Below are 19,890 nucleotides of genomic sequence, written 5' to 3' on the forward strand. Positions count from 1 at the left end.
GTCGAGACAAAATCGAGCGGGTTGGAGCGAGGGCGCCGTGAGGGACGAGAGCGATACGAAATCGTGGATAGGAGTCTGGGAAGCGGCCGCGCTGATCCTTATCGTGGCGACGTCTTTCCTTCTTGCAAGGCACTATCGGGAAAGCCTTAACGTCGATGAGCCGCTGGAGCCTCTTTCGGTGGCTTTGGAACGCGAGGCCGCAGAGGTGAACGCGACGCTTCCGGAAATGGTCAGCGAGGGCGTTCGTCTCGACAAGGCGACGGCGGGCCCCGGCAACGCCTTTAATTACAGCTATACGATCGTTGACGATGAAGCGGCGAGAACTCTGATCGGCAACGCCAAGAAGCTCGCCGAATTGAAGACCCAGCTGCAGGAGCGCGTGTGTCTGACGATGCCGAATCACCGCTCGAGCGGCGCCATCATCAGATATTCGCTGAAGGACAATAAGGGCGAGATGATCGCCGACGTCCCAATTGATGCGGGCGACTGCTGAACGGGCGAGGCGCGCCGGCTTTGAGCGCGACCGCGCCGGTCCACCCCCGCCACGGGAGCCTGATCCGGGGATCTGCGTCGTCTCAAGCCATGCGGGCGTCGTTCGCGCCCGCCGCGCTCGGCCTTGAGCGCATCTCTACGGCCGGCGCGCAACCAATATACGGGTCGGCGGCGCCATGATTGTCGCCTTTCCGTCAAATCGCCGAGGCCCTGGCGGCGCCGAGGCGCTTAGAGCAGGCTCCGAAAAAGTTGATAGACTTTTTCGATGAGAACCTGCTCCAACATTTTGCGATTCCTTATCGATCACTTGTTTCCATGTGATCGGGAAGCGCTCAGAACTTCTTTACTTCGACGCCATGCTTTTGCAGCGCGTAGCCGATCTGACGAGGGGTGAGTCCAAGCAGCCGCGCCGCCTTCGCCTTGACCCAGCCCGCCCGCTCCATGGCGTCGATCAAACGTTCGCGATCGGAGGGCGCGTCGCGCTCCACGGCGGCGCAGTTTTCGGCGCCGGGACAGGTCTCGGGCGAAGTGTCGGCTTGGGGGCGCTCACTCGTCGTCATCGGCGGCGGCGGCGGCGCAGGCGCAGGCTGGCGGTCGCGCGGCGGCGCCAGCGTCGGCAAGATTGCGACGGGCGCATGAGGCGCTGAACGCTCCAGCGAGCCGCTCCAAAGCACCGAAGAGAGACAGCCGTCGTTGCGACAGGAGAAGTCCTTGTCGGTGATGACATTCCCTTGCGCCAAAGTCGCCGTCCGAAACACGCAGTTTTCCAGCTCTCGGATGTTGCCGGGAAAGGCGCAGGCGGTGAGCACATGCAGGGCCGACTCGGAAAAGCTCAGCCGTCCGCCTTGCTCCGCATTGAAGCGACGCAGAAATTCATTGGCGAGAGGTTCGAGATCGCCCTTGCGGTCGCGCAGCGGCGGGACGAAGATGGGCACGACGCTGATGCGATAGTACAAATCGGCGCGAAATTCATTGCGCTTGACCGCCTCTTCGAGATTTTTGTTCGTCGCGCACACGAGTCGAACGTCGACCTTCTGCGTGCGCGTGCCGCCCACCCGTTCGAATTCGCCTTCCTGTAAAACGCGCAGCAGCTTTGCCTGAAACGCCGGCGTGATTTCGCCGATCTCGTCGAGAAACAAGGTGCCGCCGTCAGCCAGTTCGAAACGGCCTTTGCGCATGTTCACCGCGCCGGTGAATGCGCCGCGTTCATGGCCGAAGAGTTCCGACTCCAGCACGCTCTCGGGGAGCGCCGCGCAATTCAGCTTGATGAAGGGTTTTGAGCGGCGCGGCGAGAGATTGTGGATCGCCGCGGCGAACAGCTCCTTGCCGGTGCCCGATTCGCCGCGCAGCAGGACGGTGGACTTGGCCTTGGCGACGACGCGAATCTTATCGATCACCGCGCGCAGCGCCGGGCTGTTGCCGACGACGCCGTTGATGCCGCTGATCTTGGCTTCAATCTGCGGAAGGCGGTCGCCTTTTTCGAGCCAGGCCTTTTCCTGCATCAAACGTTCACGGTCGCGTGCGATGAGCTTGTGCAGTCGAAGGGTCTGGCCGACGAGATTGGCGATCATCGTCAGGAAGCGCACGTCATGGTCGAACAGCGTCACCGAACGATCGTCGTAGACGCGGTCCACCGTCAGCGTGCCGACAACGGCGTCGCCCTCCTTGATAGGGACGCCGATCAGTGAGAAGGGCCGGCCGTCGGTCGGTCCCCATTCGGAAAAGTCGGAGCCTTGGAAGAGCGGCGAGGCTGCGACGTTCTCGACGACGAGCGGCATTTTCGTCGCGACGATCTGCCCCACGGCGCGTTCGGGCAGCCGGTCAAAGAAACGCTTGGCGGAATCTTCGCTCCAGCCCGATCCGACCACAACCTCGGGCCCGCCCGCCGCGTCAAGCAGCGCGACCAAGCCATGGCGCATATCAAGAAAACTCGAAAGCAGCGCCAGCACGCCCGCAAGCGTGGTTTCCAGACGGTTTGGCGACGCCAGGAGCTTCGATATTTCGTAGATGCCGACGAGAGCGGTGTCTCTCACATCGAATTCGCGCGCCTTCGGCGCGCACGCGCCGCCTGCCAGCTGCAAACCCATACCTTTTAGCCTCACGGCATGCGTGGGTGTTTTCGACAGTTTTGACGCAAACATCGTGCCATGCCGCCCGCATTCCCTTAGCTTCGTGAAAACAACGGCCTGCGACGGCCTGGAAATCAGCGTCGGCGCGCATGCTTGATCAACTCTTGCGCCTTCTGCCGTCTCCTCCGGCGCCGCCGCCCGATTGATCGGCGACCGGCTCATCGAAGCCGTGCTCTCGCCGCAACCGACATTGACGCCGCTGGACGCCGGCGGAGAGATTTGCGATGCGCGACGCGCCGCGCGCATCGCAACAAACCGGTCGCGGAATTGCAGGGTTTCAGCGCGTTATGCGGCATTTCGCCGCCATGGCGCGGTTTTGTCTTTCCAGCGCGCTCCGACGAACGCAGCGGCGCGATGCGTCGAGCGCAATCATTGATGAATTGGGCGCGAAGGGCCGGACATGCGGCCGCTGTTCTACGAGGATTGTTGCTTGGGAGCGCCGCTGCCTAGATTTACAACAGACTGAATAGTTATTGGTCGCTTATTGCGGCGGGCGTTTGGTATGCCCCGCGCATCGCCGATGATATAGACGCGATCGTGCAGTCCCATTTCATCGAAGGAACCGGCTCGTGCGGCTGATTATTGTGCCGCAGCCGTAACGACGTCGGTCGCCGCCGAGGGGAAGCCATAGCGAAAACCACTTTTCTTAGGAGCCGACGGCATGAAGATTTCCGCGCGTAACTGCCTTCCCGGGACGGTCAAGCACATCCAGAAGGGGGCGACAACGGCGCATGTGACGATTGACGTCAACGGGTTGACGGTCACAGCTTCAATCACCAACGAATCCGTCGAGGAGCTTGGACTCCGCGAAGGGTCCAAGGTCAAAGCGGTCATCAAGTCGTCGGATGTGATGATCGCGGTCGACTGACGCTCGTGGGCGGCCGATGGACGCTATTGCGCCGGAACGCGCGACGGCTTTCCATCGGCGTCGACGAAGGGAAACAGCCCCGACTGGAAACATTGCGTCATGTGGGCGGCTTTGGCGATCGCCTGCGCGGCCTGCGTCTTCGGCAGCGCTTCATTGGCGCTTTCGCTGAAGAGTTCGAGCCAGCGCGTAAAATGCTGAGGCTCGATCGGCAAATTGATATGCGCGGCGAAAGGCTGGCCCTGATAGCGCTCCGTGCCGAGCAAGGTCCTGGACCAGAAATTCGCGACGATCCCCATATGCTGGTCGAGACCGTCGATCGTCGCGAAGATCGGAGCCAACAGCGGATCTTCGGCGCCCTTCGCGTAGAACCGACGCACGCAATCGTCGATCGCGACCTCTAACCTCTCGCGTTCGGCGGCGTCCTCTATCGGCGGAATGGCGGGCTCCATGGGGACCTCCCTGCAATAAAACTCGCGTGGCGGCGATTCCGGCGCTAACGCATGTTCAGAACGGCGCGCGGGATTGCGACGGCCTTCTTTCTGGCGCTCAGCAGCGATTCGACCGCGTCGCGCAGCCGTTCAATGTGCAGCGGCTTCGCCAGAAAGCCGTGCGCGCCCTCAGCGACGCATTCTTGGCCGAATCCGCTCGAAATTTGATCGACGATGACGATGATTTTGGTTTCGGGAACGCGCGCCAGAAACTCCTGAATGAGATCCAAGCCATTGACGCGGATGACGCCTTCGGCAAGCATCAGGAGGTCCGGCCGTATTTGCTCCGCTTTTGCGAGCGTTTCGGTCGCGCTCGCAAGTTCATGCGCCTCATACTCGTCGTGGAGCATGAACTCGATCGCCGCGCGAAAGGCTTCATTGTCGTCCACGACAAAAACGCGCTTGCGTTCGATGACTTTCGCCATCTTTACGCCGATCTGCATGGCAGCCTCGCGCGGTGATTGACTCACGATGATGAAAGCAAGTCGCATGCCGCGCATGGAGCGCTGCGAAGCGGCGCGACCGCTATGGCGTGTCGACCGGATCGCCATCGTCGCACAGCTGTTTGCAGCAATGGCCGCATAGATTTGGCGGGCTTACGCCGACGGCCAGATCAGTCAAACGAGGCGCCCTCCCGCCGCGCCTCACGGCGCGATCCTCTGCGCCATTCGACGCCATGCACACAATATCTCTCTGAAAGTAGCGCCAGATAGTTTGGAATTAAAACGTTTCCAAACTAGACGTGTGGCAGAAAGACAACAATCATCAAAAAAAATGTTGTATGTGTCTGAAACTATACAGATTACAATACTTCCATTCAACGTTTTGATCAGTTGACCCCGCCCGGCGCCAAATTTAGCTTTGATCAACTTCTTCGCACGAGGCGAAAGTAGACAACGCATAACTCTCCCTGGCGGTTCCCGATGAGCGACGTAAAATCTCCGATTTCCCTACGCATGCTGACACAGTCGCTTCCGCGGACTCGTGCAGGAGATCTGACGTCGGTAAAGGCGTTGAGCGTTGCTGCGGCGCTTGCGTCGAGCGTCAGCGCTTCGGCTCTGGCGCAGTCCGCTTCGACGACGTTGCCGCCCGTTAAAGTCGATGCGCCGCACGAGAAGCCGCGCGCCGCGGCGCCGGCGAAACCCAAGCCCATCGCCGTCGCTCAGCCGCATCCGGCGCATCATCCGGCCGCCAACCAGGCCTCGGGACAGCGGCGCGGGGCGCCGGGCGCTTCGAGCGCCGGCGGCCAGGGCGCGGGGAGCGGGGGCCTTCCGATCTTCGCTACGGCGCCCAACGCCAATCCTTACGCCGATCCGGTTGCGCCCTATAAGGTCGACCGCCTGTCGTCGCCGAAATTCACCGAGCCGGTGCTCAACACGCCGCGCACCATCACGGTGCTGACCAAGGAAGTGCTCGACGACAAGAACGCCTTCACGCTGCGTGAAATCGGCCGCAGCACGGCGGGCGTGACGCTGGGAACGGGCGAAGGCGGCAACGCTTTTGGCGACCGCTTCTTCATTCGCGGCTTCGACGTTCGCAACGACATCTTCGTCGACGGCGTGCGCGATCCCGGCGTCAGCATTCGCGAGAACTTCTATACCGAGCAGGTCGAAATTCTGCGCGGGCCGGGGTCCACGTTCGCCGGTCGCGGCACTGCGGGCGGCGCGATCAACATCGTCACCAAACAGGCGACCGACCGCGACTTCGTCGAACTCAAAACCATCGGCGGCTTTTCCGACCACATGAAGCGGGTGACGGCTGACGTCAACAAGGTGATCAGCCCGATCCTCGCGGTGCGCGTCAACGCGCTTTATCACGACTCGAATGTCGCCGGCCGCAGCTTCGTCACCGACTATCGCGACGGCGTCGCCGGCTCAGTGGTGTTCAAGCCGCTCGACGACCTGACGCTGACCGCTCAATACACGCATGTCTATCAGAATGGCTTGCCGGACTTCGGCGTGCCGTACAACCGGATCTGGAACAGGCCGTTCCCCGAAGGCGTCATTCCTCGCTCCAACTGGTATGGCTTCCTCGACCGCGATTTCCAAGTTGCGCTGCAGAATTTCGGCACCTTCACCGCCCACTATCGCTACAATGACAATCTCGTATTCGACAATCGTTTCCGGCAGAGCCGCTCCGTCCTGGATTATATCGGATCGCTGACCGGGAGCGCGGATCTGTTCGCCTCGACGGTGAGAATCGGCGCGCAAAGCCGCTACCAGGTGGTGAATACGCTCGACAACCAGACGGAGGCGACGCTTAAAGTCGAAACCGGCCCGGTCAAACACGCGCTGGTCGCCGGCGTCGAATTCGCGCGCGAAGGCGTCACGCGCACCAATTATCAGGGACTCGCCTCCGAGTTGAATGGGATTCCCACCGGCAACACGGTGACCTGCAATCTCTATCTTCCGTGCACCTATCTGCCGTTCCTGAACACCCCCTACCGCAACACCAATCCGACGCGGATCGCGGTCGATACGAAATCGGGCTATCTGATCGAAACCGCGAACTATCAGGACGTCGTGATCGTGAACGGCGGCGCGCGATTTGACGATTACAACATCACGAGCCGCACTGAGACCCTTTCGACATTCGCCAAGAACCATTCAGGTCTCTTCAATTGGAACGCCGGCGTCGTCTTCAAGCCGCTGCCGAACGTCAGCGCCTACGCCGCCTACGCCACCTCGGCGACGCCCGTCGGAGCCGAGCTTGACGGCGGCGCGGCGAATTACGGCGGCTTGAACACGGCGTCGCAAATCTTCGCTCCTCAACTCAACAAGGCGGCGGAGGTCGGTCTGAAGTGGGAGCTGTTCGACAGGCATCTGCTCGCGACAGCCGCCTTCTTCAAGACGGATGTGAGCGGCGCGAGAGAAGTGAACTCCGGCGTCACCACCGGCAACGCGTCCTATTACGTCCAGGGCGTCGATCTTGAGGTTGCGGGCAACGTCACCGACAAATGGATGGTGCTTGGCGGCATCGTGTTGATGGACTCGCGGGTGACCAGCTCCTACGCGCGAACGAATATCGGTCTTCAACTCGCCAATATCGCGCATGAGTCCTTCAGCCTGCTGTCGAAATACAAATTCGGCGACTTGATCGGCCTTGCTCCGAACGCGCTCGAATTCGGCGGCCAGGCGATCTATCGTTCCAGGATCTATGGCGGCAACAATATTGTCGCCAATGGCGGCACATCGTTCAACGCGTTTGGCTTGCCGACTCCGACCGCCACGAATCTCTTGAACGTTCCGACGATCCTGCCTTCGTACTGGCGCTTCGATATTTTTGCGGAGGCGAAGATTGGCCAGAACATCACGATGAAGTTCTCGGTCAACAATCTCTTCGACCGCACGATCTACGACGCCTTCTATCAGACGGCGACGCCCTTCGCGCAGATGTCGCCCGGCCGCTCGGTCTATCTCGAAACCAGCATCTTGTTCTAAGGGAGCGCCTCGCATGCTTGCTCACATACAGGGCGCGCTCGATCGGAAGGAGGTTAACGCTCTTCGCGAGGCGATGGCGCAGGCGGCGTGGGAGGACGGCGCCTCCACCGCCGGAGCCAACGCCGGCGAGGCGAAGCGCAATGAGCAGCTCCCGCCCGACTCTGAGATCTCGCGCGCGCTCGGCAAGCGGCTGCTCTCGTCGCTCCTCGCCAATGCAGCTTTCGTTTCGACGGCTGTTCCGCTGCGCATCTATCCGCCATTGTTCAACCGTTATGGCGTCGGCGACCACTTCGATCCGCACGTCGACAACGCGATACGCGGCGACGCCATGACCGGCGCGCGTATCCGCGTCGACCTCGCCGCGACTGTGCTTCTTTCTGATCCCGACGAATATGAGGGCGGCGAACTGATTGTTGAGGACATCTACGGATCAAGGCGGTTCAAGCCGCCGGCGGGCGATCTCATTCTTTATTCGGCCGGCAGTCTGCATATGGTGACGCCTGTCGCCAGCGGCCTACGTCTCGCCTCATTTCTGTGGCTGCAAAGCATGATCCGCGCCGACGAGGCGCGCAGCCTCGTTTGCGATCTCGACGAATCGATACAGGAGCTCGCGCCGCGGGTGGGCGCAGACGATCCGGATTTGCGCAAGCTGGTGACCGTCTACCACAATCTCATCCGCTACTGGGGGGAAGCATAGCGCTGATGCTTATTTGCATACCCGAAGTTCTCTCCAAGCAGCAGGTGGCGTTCTTTCGCGCGGCCATGGACAGAGCGGCGTGGGAGGATGGGCGCGCGACCGCAGGTTCGCAGTCCTCTCTGGTGAAGAACAATCTTCAACTGCCGCAGGCCAGCGAAGCCGCGCGCGAACTCGGCGAACATGTGCTCGAGGCGCTTGCGCGGTCGCCGATGTTCGTCTCCGCGGCGCTGCCGCACAAGATCTTTCCGCCGCTCTTCAATCGCTATGGCGTTGGGCACGATTTCGGATTGCACGTCGATAATGCGATCCGCGGCATTCCCGGAACGCCGATTCGCATTCGCACGGACCTTTCATGCACGCTGTTCCTCTCGGAGGCGGAGGAGTATGACGGCGGCGAGCTTGTGATTGAAGATCGGGTCGGCCAGCAGGAAGTGAAACTTCCCGCAGGCGATCTCGTGCTTTATCCTTCGACGAGCCTTCATCTTGTCAAAGGCGTCACGCGTGGTGAGCGAATCGCCTCGTTTTTTTGGATGCAGAGCATGATTCGCGACAATGTGGCGCGCGCTTTGCTCTTCGACCTCGATCAGGCCATCCAATCCCTGACGACTCGGCTGGGCGCCGGCGATCCTGCCTGCGTCAAATTGTCGGGCGTTTATCACAATCTGATCCGAACATGGGCTGAAGCATGAAACGTCCTTTGCAGTTTCTCGTGATCTCAATCATTGCGCTTCTCGCTGCGCAGAGCGTCGCAGCCGCGCCAGGGTCGCCAGCGCTCGACGCAGCGATTGCGGCCACCAAGCCTCATGATCTTTCCGTGTGGACGATGTTCGTCAACGCCGACATCGTCGTGAAGTTCGTGATGGTCGGCCTGTTGCTGGCGTCCGTCGCGACATGGACGATCCTCATCGCCAAAACGATTGAACTGAAACGGGCGCGCGAGCGCGTGATGACGGCGATAGGTCGCCTCTCGGAAGCGCGCGGCCTCTCCGAGGCGCGGCTGGCGCTTGGCGGCGGCGATCGTTTGACGCAGGCGCTGCTTGGCGAGGCGACGCGGGAGATGAAGCTTTCGTCCGATATCGTTGCCGCGCCCGGCGTGAAGGAGCGCATTGCAGCCTGCTTCGCGGAAATCGAACGCGCCGAAGCGCTTTCGATCAAACGGGGCACCGGACTGCTCGCCTCCGTCGGATCGACGGGGCCCTTCATCGGACTGTTCGGCACCGTCTGGGGCATCATGAACAGCTTCATCGGCATTTCCAAAGCGCAGACCACCAATCTGGCCGTCGTCGCGCCCGGCATCGCCGAAGCGTTGCTCGCAACGGCGATCGGCCTCTTCGCCGCCATCCCGGCTGTGCTCATCTACAATCATCTTGCGCGCCAGGCGTCGGCCTATCTCGAGCTCGTTTCTAATCTCTCCGGCGAATTGCTTCGCATCGTCTCGCGCGATCTCGACCGCGCCGGACATGCCGCCGCCACAAACAAGATTCACGCGGCGGAGTAGATCATGGCCGTCCATCTCAAAAGCGATCTTCAGGAAACGCACGAAATCAACGTCACACCGTTCATCGACGTGATGCTCGTGCTGCTCATCATCTTCATGGTGGCGGCTCCTCTCGCCACCGTCGATCTGCCGGTCGATCTCCCGGCTTCCAACGCCGCGCCGCATGAAAAGCCTGACAAGCCGATTTACGTGACGATCCAGGGCGACCTCGCGCTGGCCCTGGGCGAGACGCCCGTCAAGCGCAACGATCTCGTTTCGGCGCTCGACGGGCTCCTGGGCGACAAGTCGAAACGCATCTATTTGCGGGCCGACTCCAGCGTGCCCTATGGCGAAATGATGGCGATCCTGGAGCGTCTGCGCGCCGGCGGCTATTTGCGCGTCGCGCTCGTCGCGCTCGACGCCGGCGGCAAGGAGCAGGCGCCGCAATGAGCGCCGCCGCCGCTCTTCAGAAGCCGCAATCGAACGGCAAGCTCTGGGGCGCCGCAGTCGCCCTCGCCCTGTTTCTGCACGTGGGCGGCGCCGTCGCGGCGCTAATAACCTTACAGGGCGATCTCGACGAGAGCGCCTCCGGCGCGCCGGCGATCGAATTGTCTCTCGAGCCCGCCGCGCCGCGCGACGCCGAGGCCGCGGATCTGCCGCCGGGCCCCGTCTCGGACGAAGCGGCCGCCGCTGCGCCTTCCGTCGCCGCCTCGGAGGCGAAAGAGACGAATGAAGAGCGGATCACCCACGCCGAGTCCGAAGACGCCGAGCTCACGCACAACGTCCGCCCAGATAAGCCGATCGAGGAGGAGAAGACGCATCAGGCGCAGCCGGTCGTCTCGGCCGAGTCCGCCGCTTCGGAAGCGACCGCGCCGCCCAAGTCTGAGGCCGAACGACAATCCGACAGGCCGGTCGCGCCTGTTCAGGGGGCAGACGCCGTGGCCAACGCCGTGAAGCTCACGTGGCAAAAGGCCTTGCTCTCGCATCTCAACCGACACAAGCGCTATCCGGGCGCGGCCGGTCGCCGATCCGCTGAGGCGAGCGTTTCCTTCACGCTCGACAGGCGCGGCCATGTCGTCAGCTACAGCATCAAACGTTCTGCGGGACATCCGCTCTTCGACGACGCTGCGCTGGCGATGATGAAGCGGGCCGACCCGGTCCCGCCGCCGCCGCCGGTAATCGCGGACGAGGGGCTGACCTTCGAAGTGCCCGTGCAATTTCGCGTCGGCAAAAGATAGTGATGCGGCGGTCGAATGTTGTTCGATCGCCGCACGATTTCCGACCCGGCTAGGACGAACTCAGCTGCGACTGAAGCATGTGGAGATTAGTTTGGAGTTCTCCACAACCCTTCTTCGCGGCTAAGCTTTTCTATTCGTTAAAAAATTTGGAGCATTGTCGGAACAGATTTTCGAATCGGCGCTTCATTCCCCGTGTGGAGAGCTGCTCATGCCGCCACATGACAACCGAGCGAGATTGACAGAGACGACAATGCGAGGAAATCGATACACACGCGATGCGGTTGATGTGGAGCCGAGCGTGAGGCGGCTCGGCGAGCAGCTTAGACGCCAATTTTCCGATATTGCCTCGGAGCCGCTGCCGGACGACATGCTCGCGCTTTTGGAAGAGCTTAGTCAGGCGAACGCCGTCGAGTAAGCGACAGGCGGCGAGGCCAATCTCACTGCGTCTTGTTCGGGCGATTCGCGACGTCCAATTTGACGAGGAGATCTTTCAGGCCCTGGGGCGCCGGCTTCATGATCAAATCGAGATATAAAAGCGAGAAGCGCTTTCCAAGCGCCTCGCTCATCGAGCGTCGCAGCAGTGCTCTCTTGCCCCTTCTATGCTCGAATTTTGGAGGCGCGGCGGTCATATCGAGCGCGCCTCCTGCTTGAACAACGACCGCCACGCGGAGCGTGCGCCGCGCATGTCTTTGCCCGCGGACGCACGTTCGGCGGACCGATCCGTATAGCGGAATGCGCCGCCGCTTCGTGTGGGCGATCTGCCGCGTTTCGATCGATATTCGACGGTGAATGGGCGAACGGCTTTCTTCATTGATAGATCTTCGTCTTGAGGGGCTCCCTTATAAAACCTCGGCGTCACGTCAGATGTTCCAGCCTTCGAACGCTGACGCAAAATGCCGGACACAACTCTCGCGTCGCATTTGCAAATAAAAACGCCGGCGAGGTCGTCTCGCCGGCGTTCTGCAATGATGCGCTGGAGCTAGTGGCGCGACATCCAGCTGTCGACCTGTTCCTTCGCCTTGTCCTTGGCGACGCCGTAGCGCTCCTGGATCATGCCTTCGAGCTGCTCGCGGTTCCCGTTGATGCGCGCAATGTCATCATCGGTGAGCTTGCCCCACTGCTCCTTCACGTTTCCGGTGAACTTCTTCCAATTGCCTTCGATCGTGTCCCAGTTCATGAATTCCTCCTTGACAGGAGGCGGCCGCAGTCGCGGCGACGCCTTGGAAAGCCGAGCCCGGGCCTAGCTTTCACGAGCATTAAACCTTTCGCCGGCCAAGTTGTTCCCCATCGACTTGCGCCTTCGCTCCGAAATCGCAGTCTAGCCTCTGTCTGAAGCGATCGCTTCTAGCTCGCCAAGCTTGAGAATTCCTGATGTGTTTCCGCACTATATTAAAAAGCGCCGCGCGAGCGCTCGCAACGAAACTGGGATTTGATGTCAAATGACGCCCCAAATCACGAGAGAACTGCAAAGTTCATTTCGCAAAAAGCGGCAGCTGTCGGATGTCGATTGCAGTTGGAGGCTGGGCCTCGCCCACGCTGTCGTTCGATGATGACGATCCATTAGGGGAATTGCTTCATCAGCGCGTCGCGCGCCTCGACGATACGACGGTACTGTTCGTCGCTGCCGCCGGCGTCCGGATGCGCGGTCTTGGCCAATTGTCGAAAGGCGGCGTTGATCTCGGACGGATTGAGCCGGCCTTCCAACGGCAGCCGTAAGACTTCGCGATGTTCATGGTCATCGTCGATATCAGTCCGCAACAATAGCGTGCGGCGCTTTTCTCGCGCCGCGAGACGCAGAGTGAGCTGATCTTCCCGCCAACGCTCGCGCGACATAACGAGACATTCGCCAAAGGCGATTCGGCCGAGCGTTTCGAGTTCGTCAAGGTCGAAGGGCCCCACGACGCCATAGGGCGGCGCCAGAGACGCCTTCCTGCCGTGCTCGTCATGTTGAATATCGCCGATCGTCGCCATATCCAATATTCCCATCGAGCCGTTCCAGACGACCCATTCCTCTTTGTCCGTCATACGCAGCGCTCATGGATGGACTGACCCCGCGCTTCGCCTTTTGTCCAAAAGCGTTCACAAGAGCTGGGCCATGAGGCATGCAGGTTCGAAGCCAAAGGCGCGGGCTACGCGCGAACCCGAGCCGCGGGATCGTGCTTCAATTGAGACAATCGCATGATGTTGGATTCCGCGCCCCGCGCCTTGGCGTGAGCCTTGCTTGTCACCCGCTAAGGGGAGCAAGACTCGGTGCTTGACGCTAGACAGACACGCAGCCTCACGACGGAGAAGGACCTCGAACATCCGATCGAGGCCGTTTGGCGGGCGATGACCGATTCCGAATGGCTCGCCGTTTGGTTCTTTCCAAATGACGTTGAGCCGGTGGTCGGTCACAAGTTCACGATCTGGAGCCGGCCCATCGAGCGCTGGGACGGCGAGTTCAAATGCCAGGTGCTCGCGGTGGAGCCCGGCCGTATGTTGCGTTTCCGCTGGTCGGGCGGCGATGACGAGCTGAAGGGTTTTGGCCGATATATCGACACGACAGTCACCTGGACGATCTCGCAGCTGCCGAATGGCGGCACGCATTTTGTTTTCGTCCAGGAGGGAATCGACGCCGCCGCCACGGCGGACGCGGTCTATGACGTCATGCTCAAAGGCTCGCAGAGCGTGTTGAACTCTCTTGCTAAAAGACTCCCTGACCTCATCGAGCACGGCGCCTGAATCGCCGCGCTTCTCCGAGCTCATCTGAGCGGCGACCAATGGCGAGCTCAGAGCAACATGTCAGTCACATTTACAGAGTCGACGCGCGAGCCTAACCGACACATCCAACCCGCCGTCGGCGATACAGTCGACGCCGGCGCGCCGCTCGACTTTTCCGGCGCATCGCTCTTCTTTCCGGAGAATTCTACAGGATCAACGCCGCGCATGGATGCGCCAATGGATTCGCCGCAATCGGCGCCGGAAGCCGCCGCGCCTTCCGACGCTTTATGCGCGAAGATTTCGCCCGTTTCTTTTGGCGACCGCGTATTATTGTTTCCCACCGAGCCCGACGCCTGGCGTTCCGCCGTCGCAATGGTTCGGCGTTACCATGCCCTCGTCGGTCGTCCCAAGCGCCGCCGGTTCATCATCTGCGTCGGGCCCGCCGATGGAACGGCGAGCCTTCCGCCTGGCCTTGAGGGCGATGACGAGATCGTCATTCTCCGAACGGACGATCACGCCGCAGTGCAGGCGGAAGTCGACGTGAGGACCGCGGGAATTTTGATCGCTCCGGTTCGAACGCGCGCCGGTTTTGAGGTCGTCCCAGGAAGCGTGCTCGCCCGGCTGCGCGAGACCGCAGACGAATATGGGCTCATGCTCGGGTTCGACGAGACCATTTGCGGCCTTGGCCGCTCGGGCATGCTTTGGGCGCACGAATGGACAGGCGTCACCCCGGACCTGATGGTCGCCAGTCATGCGCCTGCAGACGCCCCGCCGCTGGCCGCGCTCGTCGTCACGCAAAGACTGGCGCGAGGGGCGCTCGGCGGCTCGGCGCTGGTTCAGGCGGCCGCGCTTCTGGCCGGTCATGCCCTTTTCGACGCTCTGTCGACGCCAGGCTTTCAGGAACGCGTGCAGAACCGAAGCTGGTATCTCGAAGACCAACTGTCCGCGTTGTTTTATCGACGTCGTGCAGCCTTTACGGCGCTGGATGGCCTTGGCCTGATGCAGGCGCTAACGCTTGCGGGAGACGCGGAGCCCCTGTGCGCGAAGCTGGCCGAACACGGGCTCCTCACGCGCGCGATGGGGCCGGTCCTTGGTCTATTCCCTCCGCTCACAGTTGCGGAAAGCGACGTCGATGCGGCGATATCCGTCATTGATATGGTTTGCGCGCGGGAGGAACGATGAGCGCGCGAGTCGTTTGCCTCCGCCTCACTGTCGTGGACGCGCCGTCCAATCCGGCCGGAACGGCGTCGGCGGCTCTCGGCGCGACCTCAACGAAGCGCGCGCGCATCCCTCAAATCGTGGACCATTCAACATTATGACCGAGATAAATGCGGCTGATCCGAATTCGCGAGTCGTCAAGCGAGATCCTGTTCCCCCCGCTCTGCGGCGATTCATCTGGGACATTCAGTCCATGGTCGAACTCGCCGAAAGCGAGCGGGAGGTGTTGCTGATCGGCCGCGATCTCATGGCCCGGCTGTTTACGACGGACGATTGGCTGCCAACGGTCTTCGCCGTCCCAAATCCCGCCGGAGGCGAGCAATTCCAGATTTATCGCGACGTGCTGGATCGCTTTTCGCTCGTGAGCACAATTTTGTCAGGCGGCGCCTGCGTGACCATCTTTCAGCCTTCGGTTTGGGAGATTGCCGGCGTGTTGCGCGGCGCGGTCAACCGCCAGCAACCCGAGGCTTCTTCGACGAAGAGCGCTCAGGCCGGCGTGTCCCGTCTGTTGCATGCGCCCGCCGTGGAAGCCCGCGCGTCCGGGAGCGGGGAGGTCGTGGAGCTTTGCAACGCGCTGCATGATCGGACATCCATCGTCATTCATGTTTATGGCGGCGACATCGGAGCGATCACTCGCCGAACCGGCGCGTCACGCGAAAGTATGGACGCGCAGCCATTGGGCTACGCCAATGCGGAAAACGCTCCTCCTTACGATATCTTTTCAATTCAGAATGAGCTCCGGGATTGAAGAGAATGATCCAAAGGAGAAAGCGACAATTCCTATGAGGGATCGAAATATTCGATCTTTTGACCTGGGTCTCTGTTCGGGCAGGGAATTTCCTTGAACAGAACTTCGGCGAAGGCTTTGAGGCCCGTATTCGTGCGCAGAGACAGGCGATTGGGGTCGGAGGTCCAGCTTTGATAAGTGACGATCCCACGGGTGATGCTGATCACCGTGTATTTTTCCGAGTTGATTTCGCCGCCCTTCGTTCGATAGCACTTCCCGGGCAGAACGCTTTCTTCCTTCATTGGCATGGATGCTCACCTCGCATCTTGGCGCCGCGTGCACGGTGGGTGAGCAAGTTCCAGACCATATAGAATTTCCCGGGAGCGTTCGTTGCGGCGCCGTTGACGTTCGAACCCATGCGGGAGGATTAGAAGCCGGTCGCATCCTCGGGCGCGATGCGGATTTCCATTCCGTCCAAAATGTCATCGAACCTGATTTGACAGGCGAGACGCGAATTGAATTTGCGGTGGCTGGCTGTCGCAAGCATCCGGCTTTCTCCGGGTCCGGAGCTGGCCATTTCAATCCCTTGAGGCAAGGTGAGATAGACATGGCAGGTCGCGCAGGCGCAACTGCCGCCGCATTGCGCGACCAGCTCTTCGACGCCGGCGCGCCGAATCAGTTTCATCAGCGAGACGCCATTCTTGCCGGCGATGTCCTGTCTGGCGCCGTCACGGGTTTCAAGAGTGAACTTTGCCATCTTTCTCCATCCGCCCGACGGCGTTAGCGATGTTTTCCTTGGCGCAGCGCGGCAGCGCGTCACGATCCCAAATTCAGTGACGCGAAATCAGGGCAAACCGTATGGCGACTGTCTGCAGGACCCTCTCGCGCGATGAGCGTCGTCGCAAGGCCCGCCGACTGCGCGGCGTCCAATTCCTCCCCATCGCCCGACAGCGCCAGCACCGTCTCCGAAGGCAAATCGAGACGCTCACAGATCGCGCGGTAGGAGGCGGGTTCGATTTTCTGACCGATGGACGTGTCGAAGAAATCCTCGAACAGGCGTGTGAGGTCGCCCCAGGCGCCGTGGCCCAGCATGAGTTGCTGCGCCAATCTCGAATTGGACGAGTAAACAAACAGGCGACGGCCCGACGCAGCCCATGATCCCAGCGATTCCGCAACGTCGGGATAAAGCTCGCTCTTGATCGCACCCGCTGCATAACTCTCTCGCCAGATCAGGCCCTGTATCGTCTTCAGCGGGGTCGCCTTGCGGTTCTGCTTCATCCAGCGCAGCAACAGCGCTTCGGCTTCCTCGAGCTTCAAGTCGAATCCGCCGAGGAGACGCCCCGTTTCCTCCAAGGCGTCTTCCACATCCGGGTCCGAGGCATGTTCCGCGATAAAGGCGCCGAGCCGCGCCTGCGCGAGCGGCATGAGAGTCCCGGTCACGAAAGCCATCGGAACGGCGGCGCCTTCGAGCTCGATCAAAATGGCGCGCACCGGTTCATTCATCGCAGGTCCGTATGGTGTAGACTTGTCGCAACCGCGCCACGGATCGCCGACGCTTCAGCTGTTCCCAAAGTTGCGCTCTGGCAAGCATCTTATGTGCCGCATTCTCGCTCGCCAGGCTCTAATGCGATGGTGTCGCGCCGCGCGCCACTGTTCGGAGGCCCCACGATGGCTCCAATCTCGGAAGATTTGAAAGCGGTCACGGGCGGCACGCTGCGACACTATAATCAACGCGCCGAGGCGTTCTGGGAGGGAACGCGCAGCCACGACGTCTCGCAAAATATCGCGGCGATGCTCAGCCACATTCGCGGCGAGCCTCCTTTCACCTTGCTCGATTTCGGTTGCGGGCCAGGACGCGATTTGAAGGCGCTCGCGGCGCTTGGCCATGTCGCGATCGGGCTTGATGGAGCGCCGCGCTTCGTCGAAATGGCGCGCATTCACAGCGGATGCGAGGTCTGGCTGCAGGATTTTCTCGCGCTCGATCTTCCTGAACGCCACTTTGACGGTGTCTTCGCCAATGCGTCGCTGTTTCACGTGCCCCGCAGCGAATTGCCGCGCGTCCTGCGCGCGCTCCACGCCGCTTTGAAGCCGGGGGGCGTCCTGTTCAGCTCCATTCCGCATGGCGCGGATCAGGAAGGATGGAGCAATGAACGCTATGGCGTGTTTCATGCGCCCGAAAGCTGGCGCGCGTTCGGGTCGATGGCGGGCTTCGTCGAGGTCGAGCGCTATTACCGGCCCAGCGGCGCGCCGCCGGGCGAACAGCCATGGCTGGCGAGCGTATGGCGACGCGAATAGGCGGCGCCGCGAGAACCGCGTCACGTCTCGCGCAGAGCCGCCGCAAGCGCGTCGGGCTCGATGATCGGCAATGAGCAGACCATTCCGCGACAAACATAGGCCGTGGCGCGCGCGCCGAGCATGGTTTTGCCGAAAGCCGGATGCGCGCGAGGCAGCGTGGCCGCGGGCGCGATGACGTTCAAGACCCGACCGGGCTGACTGACGCCGTAGATCACGCGCTTCAGCGCCGCCGTATCCGCCGCGTCGTTTTCGCCAATCACGACGATCTGCAAGGCCTCTCGCAGCATTTCCATGCCGTTCAACAAAGACGAAAAACCAAGAATGCGCTCGCGAATTGTCCCGGCAAAATCCTGCGCGATCGCCTCGGCGCGTTCCCGGTAGACGCTCTCGCCCGTCAAATAATAAAGCTGCGCCAGCGCCTGCAGCATCATGCCATTGCCGGAGGGAAGCGCGGAATCCTCGGCGATTTTCACGCGCGCGATCAGCGTATCAGCGTCGTCGGCGGCATAGAAATAGCCGCCGGTTCGATCGCGGTAATGATGCTCCACATGCTCGACCCAGCGTCGCGCGCATTCGAGATAAGACGGCGCGCCGGCGGCTTCGTAGAGCGCCAGCGCGGCGCGGCACATCGCGCCGTAGTCGTCGAGGACGGCCATATGACGGGCGCGCGCGCATCGCCAGGAATGCAGCAGACGACCTTCGTCCGTCGTCATCGCGCTTTTGACGAAATCGAAGGCCGCGATGGCGATATCGAGCCAGTCCTCACGCTCAAACACGCACGCCGCCTTTGCGATGGCGGCGATCGTCAATCCATTCCAGTCCGCCAGAACCTTATCGTCGCATCCGGGCCTCACGCGGCGCGCGCGCGCCAAGAACAGGGCGGCGCGGTCTCGCGCCAGCGCCGCCTCGGTCTCCTCGTCCAGCAGCTCGATTGATCCGAGGCGATTGAGAACGGATTTGCCGTGCTCCCAATTGCCTTCGCGGCTGACGCCATAGGCGCGTTCAAAGAATGGCGCGCGCGCGCCGAGCGCTTCTCGTATCTCGGTTTGGCTCCACGCGTAGAACTTGCCTTCTTCGCCCTCGCTGTCGGCGTCGAGACTGCTGGCGAACCCGCCGCCGGGCGCGCGCATCTCGCGCGTCATCCACTCGATCGTCTCTGTCACGCGCAGGCGATACAGTTCACGCCGTTCGTCTTGCCAGACCTCTGTCAGCAGTTCGATCAGCTGCGCGTTGTCGTAGAGCATTTTTTCAAAATGCGGCACGAGCCATCGATTGTCGGTCGAGTAGCGCGCGAAGCCGCCGCCCAAATGGTCGTAAACGCCGCCTTGCGAGATATGATCGAGCGTCAAAACGACGGCTTGCCGTAACGAGTCGCGGCCCGTTCGCTTCCAGGCCCTCCAGAGAAAGTCGAGGCTGGTCGTCTGCGGGAATTTTGGCGCCGCCCCGAAGCCCCCGTCGACGCGGTCGAGCCGTTGCGCCAACTGCGCGCAAATGCTCTCGACGAGGTGGGGAGAGACCGGCTCTCCGGGAGTCGTTTCTGAGAGGCTGGCCAGTCCCGCGCTGAGCTCGGCGACATTATGTTCGATGGCGTTGGCGCGCGCGCGCCACAGCTCCGCGATGGTTTTTAGAAGCTCGGCGAAGCCGGGTCTCCCGCCCTGCGCAAAGGGCGGAAAATATGTGCCGCCCCAGAAGGGCTGGCCCTCCGGCGTCAGAAACATCGTCAAAGGCCAGCCGCCGCGCTGACCCATCATCATCAAAGCCTGTTGATACAGATAGTCGACGTCCGGCCGCTCTTCGCGATCCACCTTCACATTGATGAAAGATTCATTCATCAACGCCGCGATTTCGGGGTTCTCGAACGATTCATGCGCCATCACATGGCACCAATGACAGGCGGCGTAGCCGGACGAGAGCAATATCGGTTTGCCCGTCTGCTTGGCGAGCGCGAGCGTTTCCGCGCTCCACGCCTGCCAGTGCACCGGGTTGTGCTGGTGCTGCAGTAAATAGGGGCTGGTCTCTTGACCGAGCCGATTGGTCTCGATGGTCATGGAGCGGTCCTCCGCGCCTCGATGACATATGGCTGCCGGACGTCAAGCGCCATTCGCCGCCGGCGGATCTCGT

Annotated in this window: 22 protein-coding genes; 13 read left to right on the forward strand and 9 right to left on the reverse strand. The window is 61.5% G+C overall.

Translation table 11 applies throughout. The features are described from left to right. The first annotated feature begins 37 nt into the window (after nucleotides 1-37). A complete protein-coding gene (locus BN69_RS12905) occupies nucleotides 38-493 on the forward strand; it encodes a hypothetical protein (RefSeq protein WP_014892064.1) in 456 nt (151 codons plus the stop codon). A gap of 331 nt (nucleotides 494-824) precedes the next feature. Here BN69_RS12905 and nifA read toward each other — a convergent pair whose 3' ends face one another. Then, nucleotides 825-2,579: a nif-specific transcriptional activator NifA gene (gene nifA / locus BN69_RS12910; protein WP_014892065.1), complete on the reverse strand. Its 1,755-nt coding sequence runs from the start codon at nucleotides 2,577-2,579 to the stop codon at nucleotides 825-827. 703 nt (nucleotides 2,580-3,282) lie between these two features. On the opposite strand from nifA, the gene BN69_RS12920 reads away from it, so the two are divergent. Next, the gene (locus BN69_RS12920) at nucleotides 3,283-3,489 is read left to right on the forward strand and encodes a TOBE domain-containing protein (protein ID WP_014892067.1); all 207 of its coding nucleotides are present in this window, start codon (nucleotides 3,283-3,285) and stop codon (nucleotides 3,487-3,489) included. A gap of 23 nt (nucleotides 3,490-3,512) precedes the next feature. Here BN69_RS12920 and BN69_RS12925 read toward each other — a convergent pair whose 3' ends face one another. Together BN69_RS12925 and BN69_RS12930 are read right to left on the reverse strand one after the other, a co-directional pair. Next, on the reverse strand, nucleotides 3,513-3,938 hold the full coding sequence (locus tag BN69_RS12925; RefSeq protein WP_014892068.1) for a group III truncated hemoglobin: 426 nt from the start codon (nucleotides 3,936-3,938) through the stop codon (nucleotides 3,513-3,515). 44 nt (nucleotides 3,939-3,982) lie between these two features. Continuing rightward, nucleotides 3,983-4,420, reverse strand: a complete 438-nt coding sequence (locus BN69_RS12930; RefSeq protein WP_014892069.1) for a response regulator — start codon at nucleotides 4,418-4,420, stop codon at nucleotides 3,983-3,985. A gap of 480 nt (nucleotides 4,421-4,900) precedes the next feature. On the opposite strand from BN69_RS12930, the gene BN69_RS12935 reads away from it, so the two are divergent. From BN69_RS12935 to BN69_RS20110, 7 genes are all read left to right on the forward strand, one after another. After that, nucleotides 4,901-7,417 carry a TonB-dependent receptor gene (locus BN69_RS12935; RefSeq protein WP_041926967.1) on the forward strand — a complete coding sequence of 839 codons (2,517 nt, stop codon included), beginning with the start codon at nucleotides 4,901-4,903 and terminating at the stop codon, nucleotides 7,415-7,417. Between the two features lie 13 nt (nucleotides 7,418-7,430). Beyond that, entirely contained in the window at nucleotides 7,431-8,114 is a 684-nt protein-coding gene (locus tag BN69_RS12940) for a Fe2+-dependent dioxygenase (protein ID WP_014892071.1), read from the forward strand. A 5-nt stretch (nucleotides 8,115-8,119) separates the two neighbouring features. Beyond that, nucleotides 8,120-8,803, forward strand: coding sequence for a Fe2+-dependent dioxygenase (locus BN69_RS12945; protein ID WP_014892072.1), 684 nt, complete (start codon nucleotides 8,120-8,122; stop codon nucleotides 8,801-8,803). Continuing rightward, entirely contained in the window at nucleotides 8,800-9,612 is an 813-nt protein-coding gene (gene exbB / locus BN69_RS12950; RefSeq protein ID WP_014892073.1) for a tonB-system energizer ExbB, read from the forward strand. The genes BN69_RS12945 and exbB overlap by 4 nt, the downstream gene beginning before the upstream one ends. Nucleotides 9,613-9,615: 3 nt before the next feature. Beyond that, complete coding sequence (gene exbD, locus BN69_RS12955) at nucleotides 9,616-10,041, forward strand: TonB system transport protein ExbD (protein ID WP_014892074.1); 426 nt, start codon at nucleotides 9,616-9,618, stop codon at nucleotides 10,039-10,041. Next, on the forward strand, nucleotides 10,038-10,829 hold the full coding sequence (locus BN69_RS12960; protein ID WP_014892075.1) for an energy transducer TonB: 792 nt from the start codon (nucleotides 10,038-10,040) through the stop codon (nucleotides 10,827-10,829). Before exbD ends, BN69_RS12960 begins: the two co-directional genes overlap by 4 nt. A gap of 250 nt (nucleotides 10,830-11,079) precedes the next feature. After that, a complete protein-coding gene (locus BN69_RS20110; protein ID WP_371212427.1) occupies nucleotides 11,080-11,244 on the forward strand; it encodes a NepR family anti-sigma factor in 165 nt (54 codons plus the stop codon). Between the two features lie 564 nt (nucleotides 11,245-11,808). Here BN69_RS20110 and BN69_RS12975 read toward each other — a convergent pair. Together BN69_RS12975 and BN69_RS12980 are read right to left on the reverse strand one after the other, a co-directional pair. Then, entirely contained in the window at nucleotides 11,809-12,006 is a 198-nt protein-coding gene (locus BN69_RS12975) for a CsbD family protein (protein ID WP_014892078.1), read from the reverse strand. 383 nt (nucleotides 12,007-12,389) lie between these two features. Then, nucleotides 12,390-12,854, reverse strand: a complete 465-nt coding sequence (locus BN69_RS12980; RefSeq protein WP_014892079.1) for a J domain-containing protein — start codon at nucleotides 12,852-12,854, stop codon at nucleotides 12,390-12,392. A gap of 225 nt (nucleotides 12,855-13,079) precedes the next feature. Between BN69_RS12980 and BN69_RS12985 the strand changes: the two genes are divergently transcribed. From BN69_RS12985 to BN69_RS12995, 3 genes are all read left to right on the forward strand, one after another. Then, entirely contained in the window at nucleotides 13,080-13,550 is a 471-nt protein-coding gene (locus BN69_RS12985) for an SRPBCC family protein (protein WP_014892080.1), read from the forward strand. A gap of 57 nt (nucleotides 13,551-13,607) precedes the next feature. After that, entirely contained in the window at nucleotides 13,608-14,711 is a 1,104-nt protein-coding gene (locus BN69_RS12990; RefSeq protein WP_014892081.1) for an aminotransferase class III-fold pyridoxal phosphate-dependent enzyme, read from the forward strand. 133 nt (nucleotides 14,712-14,844) lie between these two features. Further along, entirely contained in the window at nucleotides 14,845-15,495 is a 651-nt protein-coding gene (locus BN69_RS12995; RefSeq protein ID WP_014892082.1) for a cysteine dioxygenase family protein, read from the forward strand. 32 nt (nucleotides 15,496-15,527) lie between these two features. Here BN69_RS12995 and BN69_RS13000 read toward each other — a convergent pair whose 3' ends face one another. From BN69_RS13000 to mtnC, 3 genes are all read right to left on the reverse strand, one after another. Beyond that, complete coding sequence (locus BN69_RS13000) at nucleotides 15,528-15,776, reverse strand: hypothetical protein (RefSeq protein WP_244434944.1); 249 nt, start codon at nucleotides 15,774-15,776, stop codon at nucleotides 15,528-15,530. Between the two features lie 125 nt (nucleotides 15,777-15,901). After that, nucleotides 15,902-16,231, reverse strand: a complete 330-nt coding sequence (locus BN69_RS13005; protein WP_014892084.1) for a 2Fe-2S iron-sulfur cluster-binding protein — start codon at nucleotides 16,229-16,231, stop codon at nucleotides 15,902-15,904. A gap of 59 nt (nucleotides 16,232-16,290) precedes the next feature. Beyond that, nucleotides 16,291-16,977: an acireductone synthase gene (mtnC, locus tag BN69_RS13010; protein ID WP_014892085.1), complete on the reverse strand. Its 687-nt coding sequence runs from the start codon at nucleotides 16,975-16,977 to the stop codon at nucleotides 16,291-16,293. 165 nt (nucleotides 16,978-17,142) lie between these two features. Between mtnC and BN69_RS13015 the strand changes: the two genes are divergently transcribed. Next, the gene (locus BN69_RS13015; RefSeq protein ID WP_014892086.1) at nucleotides 17,143-17,769 is read left to right on the forward strand and encodes a class I SAM-dependent methyltransferase; all 627 of its coding nucleotides are present in this window, start codon (nucleotides 17,143-17,145) and stop codon (nucleotides 17,767-17,769) included. A gap of 20 nt (nucleotides 17,770-17,789) precedes the next feature. Here BN69_RS13015 and BN69_RS13020 read toward each other — a convergent pair whose 3' ends face one another. Continuing rightward, on the reverse strand, nucleotides 17,790-19,817 hold the full coding sequence (locus tag BN69_RS13020; RefSeq protein ID WP_014892087.1) for a thioredoxin domain-containing protein: 2,028 nt from the start codon (nucleotides 19,815-19,817) through the stop codon (nucleotides 17,790-17,792). Nucleotides 19,818-19,890: the final 73 nt, after the last annotated feature.

Origin of the sequence: Methylocystis sp. SC2 (assembly GCF_000304315.1) — a bacterium.
Taxonomy (GTDB): Bacteria; Pseudomonadota; Alphaproteobacteria; order Rhizobiales; family Beijerinckiaceae; genus Methylocystis.